The organism is Brachyspira catarrhinii (assembly GCF_005518285.1).
In the GTDB taxonomy this organism is placed as follows: domain Bacteria; phylum Spirochaetota; class Brachyspiria; order Brachyspirales; family Brachyspiraceae; genus Brachyspira; species Brachyspira catarrhinii.
Map to the genome: position 1 here is coordinate 1 of NZ_SJDU01000104.1, position 6,777 is coordinate 6,777.

5 protein-coding genes and 2 pseudogenes are annotated in these 6,777 nt (G+C 32.0%); 1 reads left to right on the plus strand and 6 read right to left on the minus strand.

Annotated elements, in window-relative coordinates; translation table 11 throughout:
• The 6 genes and pseudogenes from EZH24_RS05360 to EZH24_RS05385 all read right to left on the minus strand — a co-directional run.
• Positions 1 to 238: pseudogene (locus EZH24_RS05360) on the minus strand (hypothetical protein); the annotation flags it as partial.
• A 7-nt stretch (positions 239 to 245) separates the two neighbouring features.
• Positions 246 to 2,363 (minus strand): apolipoprotein N-acyltransferase, encoded by a 2,118-nt coding sequence (gene lnt, locus EZH24_RS05365; protein WP_137998114.1) that lies wholly within the window; start codon positions 2,361 to 2,363, stop codon positions 246 to 248.
• 98 nt (positions 2,364 to 2,461) lie between these two features.
• Entirely contained in the window at positions 2,462 to 2,944 is a 483-nt protein-coding gene (locus tag EZH24_RS05370; protein ID WP_137998115.1) for a bacteriohemerythrin, read from the minus strand.
• 87 nt (positions 2,945 to 3,031) lie between these two features.
• Entirely contained in the window at positions 3,032 to 4,399 is a 1,368-nt protein-coding gene (hslU, locus tag EZH24_RS05375) for an ATP-dependent protease ATPase subunit HslU (RefSeq protein ID WP_137998116.1), read from the minus strand.
• The gene (gene hslV, locus EZH24_RS05380; protein WP_137998117.1) at positions 4,399 to 4,929 is read right to left on the minus strand and encodes an ATP-dependent protease subunit HslV; all 531 of its coding nucleotides are present in this window, start codon (positions 4,927 to 4,929) and stop codon (positions 4,399 to 4,401) included. Before hslV ends, hslU begins: the two co-directional genes overlap by 1 nt.
• 235 nt (positions 4,930 to 5,164) lie before the next feature.
• Complete coding sequence (locus tag EZH24_RS05385; RefSeq protein ID WP_137998118.1) at positions 5,165 to 6,433, minus strand: sialidase family protein; 1,269 nt, start codon at positions 6,431 to 6,433, stop codon at positions 5,165 to 5,167.
• A gap of 244 nt (positions 6,434 to 6,677) precedes the next feature.
• Between EZH24_RS05385 and EZH24_RS15505 the strand changes: the two are divergent.
• Positions 6,678 to 6,777: pseudogene (locus tag EZH24_RS15505) on the plus strand (Rpn family recombination-promoting nuclease/putative transposase); the annotation flags it as partial.

The following is a 6,777-nucleotide window of genomic DNA, read 5'->3' on the forward strand; positions in this document are numbered from 1 at the left end:
CCGCTGGCGAAAGTTCGTATATTACATTCATTTGATTTATTTTTTCAATTAAATTTTCATCCAAACTTAAAATAAAATTTGAAGTAAATTCCAAAGTATCTCTATTTGCCGCTAATTTTGAAATATATTTTTCAAATTCATAAGCTCCAAATTCCGAATTTGAATCATACTTTTTACCGCAAGAGTTAACAATAAAAATAAATAAAACGTTTAATAATATTATAAATATTTTTTTCATTATCAATTTAATTCCTATATTTTTTTTCGTTATTTTCTTCCATAATATCGTCCAAAGTCGAATAAATATCCGTTAACGGTTCGTCAAATATACTATAAGGTTTCTTCTTTTCTTTTTCTATTTTTACAGATTCTATAGAAGCTTCTATGTCTTCCAAACTTGGCAACTCTTCTACATTATCGTTATTTATATACGAATGAACTTTTTCCGCCGAAGATTGATTATTTTTTACTTCGTTTTTTTTTTGATTTTTTTTTAACTTTTTTCTTATTCTTTTGTTTAATTTTATTTTTAATATTATAGAAGAAATTTTTTCTTTCAAAGACTTTTTAAATTTTATAAAATCTTTTTTCGCGGAGAAAAATATCAATACGAATATTGCGATAAAACAAAGCCAAACAAACCATTCGCCAAATCTCGTGTATATAGTTATTTTATCGTTCAAGGCGACATTCGCTATCATATAATCGGGCTGCCAAAATGGAATTGTCGATATAATTTTTCCCGAACTCGATATATGCCCTGTCACCCCAGAATTCCCGTTATGAACCAAATCTCTTCTGTTTTCTATCGCCCTGAATACCGCCATATAAAAATGCTGAAGCAAAGATTCATCGCTGTAAGACCAAGCGTCTTCCGTTATTACCGCCAAAGTTTCCGCTCCGTTATATGCGAACTTTCTCACAAAATCTCCAAACGCGCTTTCATAACAAATAAGCCCCGAAAAAGTGTAGCCTCTCGGATGATTGAAAACGGTTATTTTTTTTCCTCTATTCCATTTTGCAGCTCCCGCTTTGTCGAATTGCTGATACATAAAATTAATTATATTTTTAAATGGAAAAGTATTTAATAAAAATTCGTTATCTTGAAAAGGATACGCTTCTCCGCCTGGGACAAGTTTTATTTTGGAATATTCGTCAAGCACATTTCCGTTATAATCTATGAATTCCATTCCGTTATAATATTCGTAATTGTTATAAGCGTCTTCGTTCGTATTTTCTTTTATTATTGGAGTTCCCAAAAGATGATAGGTTTGAGTCGCTCTTATCATGTCGTATAAAATAAAAGTGTTGTATATTGCGGGGTATGTGGAATTGGAAGCCAAACCGTATTCGTATAATTCTTTATTTCTATTAAAATAAAAACCGTAGGAATCCATAGTGACAGATTCGGGATAAATTATTAAAGAAGGCTGCGATAAAGCGGCGTCTCTCGCTAAATTTGCCACTCTCTTTACCGATATCGTTCCGTTTTGAGTGGCTCCGTCTGGAATTTCGGCGCTTTTGAATTTATCCGATTTGAGTAAAAAATTTTCCGCAAAACCTTGAATGCCTCCCGAATTTCTTCTGTAAGGCTCTCCCGTATAAATTTCTCTCCAATAATTATTCGGGTCGAAAGATTTTTGTATCAAAGCGATTTTTGTTTTATTCGCTCTTAATCTTTTTGATTCTTCCAAATTCAATTTTGCAATTCCGTAAATTAAAATTAATATTAAAGAAGAAACCAATATAATCGCAGGCAAATAATTTTTTCTATCTTTTTTAATTTCTATTTTGTCGGCGTATAAAATAATGTAATGACTTATGACGGCGTTTGTAAAATAAATAAAAAAACTTACTCCCAAAAGTCCGATTGTGTCGGCAATTTGAATGAAAGGCAAAAAATTCCATTGCGAATATCCTATTATTCCCCAAGGAAATCCTAAAAATCCGACATTTCGCATATATTCCATAAAAGTAAATATTATTGGAATGGCTATAAATCTAAATCGAGGAAGTCGTTTCGATATAAAACCGCTTAACAACATCGCGGGCAAATAAAACAAAAGAACGAGTAAAAATAAAATTGTGAATAAAGCTAAAAAGGCTATTGTCGCTTCCGTTTCTTTAAGCATAAAGGCGGATACCCACATAAGCAAATAACCGAAAAATACGAGGACAAATACCGCGGCGGATAATATATAATATCTGATTTTATTCGCTTTATAAATAATTATATTTAACGGAGCTAAAGCTATAAACGACATTGGAAAAAGATTTAAAGGCGGAAACGCTGGAATCAATAATAACGCGCTCAATACGGTTAATACGATTATCCCCAAAATATGCGAATTTTTTTTAGACACTTATAAATTTCCTATATTTTTATTGTATATTTTAATTCATTATAGATTATTTATAAAAAAATGTAAAATAGTTATAATAAAAACGAATGTATTAATTATTATTTATTTTCTTTATTTTTTAGAACTCGCATAAGCTCTTCCACAAAAATTTTATCTCTAAAAGCTATATGTTCCAAAAGCCAATCTTTAAGATATTTTACGAGTTTATTTGCGATAAAAGGCTGTCCTTCCTGATAACTCTTTATTTGATTAACTACCTCATCGTAAAAGCTTTTATGCATAGCCTTATGATTTTTAGAATCCGAATAATTTATAATATCCATTATTTTTTCTTCGGTTTTAAAGTGATAATCGGCATATTCTATGCATCTTTTTGAGGCGCTTATAAAAGCTTCGTTTTTATTAATTCTATGGTCTATAGTCGACAAATAAAGGTCGTTTATTATATTTACAAGTTCTCTATGCTGTTCGTCTATAATTTTATGTTTGGTATCGTATAGAGGATTCCATTTTATAAAAAGATTATCTTCTCGGATGTCGTTTTCAATTGTCAAATTATCGACATTTTTATTCTCCGCCATAATAATGCTCCTTAATAAAATTTGCGAATTTAATAAATTCTCTATTTATAAGGTAATAAAAAATTTAATATCGTCAACTATAAAAAATTATAAAATATATCTGCTAATGTCTCTGTTTTCTTCTATATCTTTCATAGCTTCTTTTATATTGCCCGCGTCAATCTTTATAAACTCTCCTTTATGCTCGTCCGCCGTAAACGAAATGTCTTCAAAAACTTTTTCCATTATCGTGTAGAGTCTTCTCGCTCCTATATTTTCAACATTTGTGTTTATATTATAAGCCAAATCGGCGATGCAATCCAAAGCGTCTTCGGTAAATTCTATCGAAACTTCTTCGGTTTTTAATAATTCCTGATATTGTTTCGTTATCGCGTTTTTAGGATTAACCAAAATATCTTTAAAATCTTCTTTCGACAAAGCTTTTAATTCCACTCTAATCGGAAATCTTCCCTGAAGTTCTGGAATCAAATCGGAAGGTTTATTCGTATGAAAAGCTCCAGCGGCGATAAATAATATATGGTCGGTTTTCACGGGTCCGTATTTCGTATTTACCGTTGTTCCTTCGACTATCGGAAGCAAATCTCTTTGAACTCCATGCCTCGCTACATCCGCATGGTCGCTCTTGTTTCCGCTCGCTATTTTGTCAATTTCGTCCAAAAATATTATTCCCATGTTTTCCGTTAAATTCAAAGCGTCCGAAGTCACTTTTTCCATATCTATAAGAGTTTCCGAAGCCTCGCTTATCAAATATTTTTTCGCTTCTTTCACTCTCAACCTTTTATTTTTTTTGCTTGCGGGAATTATGCTTCCAACCATCGACTGAATCATATCGTTTTCTTCAAATCCCATTCCAGGAATTATTCCGAACATTCTATTTTGATTTGAGCTAACTTTTATTTCCACATAACTTTCGTCAAAATCTCCGTTTGCGATTCTCGTTTTCATCTGTTCTTTAGCGTTTTTCTTTTTTTCCGCTTCGTTTTCCGTCAAATAATCTTCTTCTTTTTTAGCGGAGCTTACGGAAGGCAAAAGAAGTTTAACAAGTTTATCCAAAGCTATATCGGTGGCTTCTTTTTCGACATCTTTCATCATTGCCGTTTTCAAATCGAATATCGCCGCATTAACCAAATCTCGAACCATACTTTCGACATCTCGTCCGACATAGCCGACTTCAGTATATTTTGTCGCCTCCACTTTAATAAACGGCGCTTTTACAAGTTTTGCGAGTCTTCTTGCAATTTCCGTTTTTCCTACTCCCGTAGGTCCGATTAATATTATATTTTTAGGCGCGACTTCGTCTTTTAATTCTTCGGGCAAATGGCGTCTTCTGTATCTGTTTCTCAAAGCTATCGCGACCGACCTTTTCGCTTCGGTTTGTCCTATTATATATTGGTCTAAAGCCTCGACAATTTTTCTCGGCGTAAGTTCGCTTTCCAATTTTGCGTCAAATGACATTATTCTATAACCTCCAAAGAAATATTACCGTTGGTGTATATGCATATTTTAGAAGCTATTTCCAGCGATTTTTTAGCTATAATATTGGCGGGCAAATCGGTATTTTCCGTTAAAGCTATAGCCGCAGCTTTCGCATATTGTCCTCCGCTTCCAATGGCGAGTATATTATTATCGCTTTCTATAACATCTCCGTTTCCAGATAGCAAAAGCATTTTATCTTTGCTTGCCACTATTATTAAAGCCTGAAGATTTCTAAGCATTTTATCCGTTCTCCATTCTCTTGCAAGTTCCACAGCCGCTCTCGTCAAATCTCCCGAGTATTCTTCCAATCTTTTTTCAAATTTTTCAAATAAAGTGAAAGCGTCCGCGGTAGTTCCAGCAAATCCCGATACCACTTTTCCGCCATATAATCTTCTTAATTTAACGGCGTTAGGCTTCATAACCGTTTCTCCGAGCGTTACTTGTCCGTCTCCCGCTATTGCCGTAATTCCGTTTCTACTTACCGCGCAAATAGTAGTGCCTTTAAACATACATTAACCTCTATAAAAATGTTTAAATTTTAATTGAATATTAATTTAAAATTTTATTTAAAATTTATTTAAAAAAAATTTTATTAAAAATAATAATTTATATATTGTATTATATATTTCAATAAATTTCAATAAATGAAAATTTAGGTTTTATATCGTTAAAAGTAAAATTGAAAATAAAGAAAATCAAAAACCTATTAAAAAATCGCTTAAATGACGAATAGAAAAAATCTTTTTACCATCCGACATAATAATCTTGCGTTCCGTCAGTAAGCCAATTAACGCTAATTCTTCTATAATTCAATTTATATAGGGTGTTATTATCTATAGAATTTCTTATAGTAAATTCGAAGAAAAATACTATAGTTCCGTCTATTAAACCTCGAACAGTCGAATTATAGCCAAGTTTATCGTGTAACTCTTTTTTATAAGTTTCAAATGTTCTTCCTTCGTCCTCGCTTACCGCAATCCATAAATTGTTGTTTGTGTCCGCATAAGTTAATATAATTCTATTGCCGCCTCTTAATTTTGTTCCTTCTATTTTTCCGCCGTTACTTTCAATTTTAGCTCCTTCGCTCCATTCGTTAATAGAAGAGGTTAAATCGGAAGCCTTAAACCATTTTGCATCGCCGCTTGTTTTTGGAGATGCGACTATTAATAAAGATTTATCGGAAGTTCTGGCTATGATTTTTGCATTTTTATAACTATCTTCTTCGGAATATTTATGAACTCCGCCGACTTTCCAATTTTCTCCATTGTCGCGAGAATATAATATTGCAAATCCCAAATGTTTAACGGTTTTACCAGTCGCGCCTTTATTGTTTGTCGAACCTATATCCAAAGCGCAAGCTAAAGTTCCGTCAGAAAGAGTAATTCCGTTGCCAGAAACGGGATAGAATCTGTCAAAACCTTGAGTTTTCAAATCGCTAAAAACCGAGTCGTCAATATCTATCCAATCGCTCCATTTACTACCGTTATCGTAGCTTTTGCTTATTGAAATTTTTGATTCTCCTTCGTCATTATTAGAAAAACCCATTCCAGAAGAAGATAATAAAACCAAATCTTTATTATTCGCGTAGAAAGAAACTGGAGAACCATGCGAATTCGTTCCGCTCGTAGCCGCTTTTCCTATGGTAGAGCCAAAACTATCAAATGTCTTTCCGTTGCTCGACTTTTTAATCTGTATATCGCAGATTATTTCTCCGTCTATCCCAATTTCTCCGCTATATTTTCTGTATTCGTAAAACGCCAATAAATAACCGTAACTTGAACCGACAAACGAAGGATTTCTATAAACTCTACCCGTTCCATCGCCAGAAGTTTGATAACTTTCCACTAAAGCAAATCTTACATCGAGTTCTTTTTGTTCTTCCATTTTTAATACATAATCTTTATTTTCGTTACTGTCTTTGTAGTATGGGGAAAAAGCGTAATCTACTCCGCAGGAAATAGTCATACAAGCTATTATAGTAATTATTGATATTAAAAATATTTTTTTTAACATATTTCAAAATCCCCCTTTTAAAATATTTTATCATATATTGTATATTGTTTTCACTTTCTATATATAATATAACAAATTTTTTAATATAGTCAAATTTTTTTAGTAATTTTTTTAATAAATAATCTTATTTTATAGTATCGTATTTTTTATATGTAAATATTAATGACAATTAAAAAGACTTTATTTTTTTGTATTATTAATTTAAACATTTTGACAAATAAAATTATTCTGTTATAATATATCTATGAATAAAAAACATTTTAATGCATTGAACGATTATTTTGTCAGGTATTTCTTCACCGATAAGGGAGGCGAAAAAGTCCTCCTCGATTTTATAAACGCCG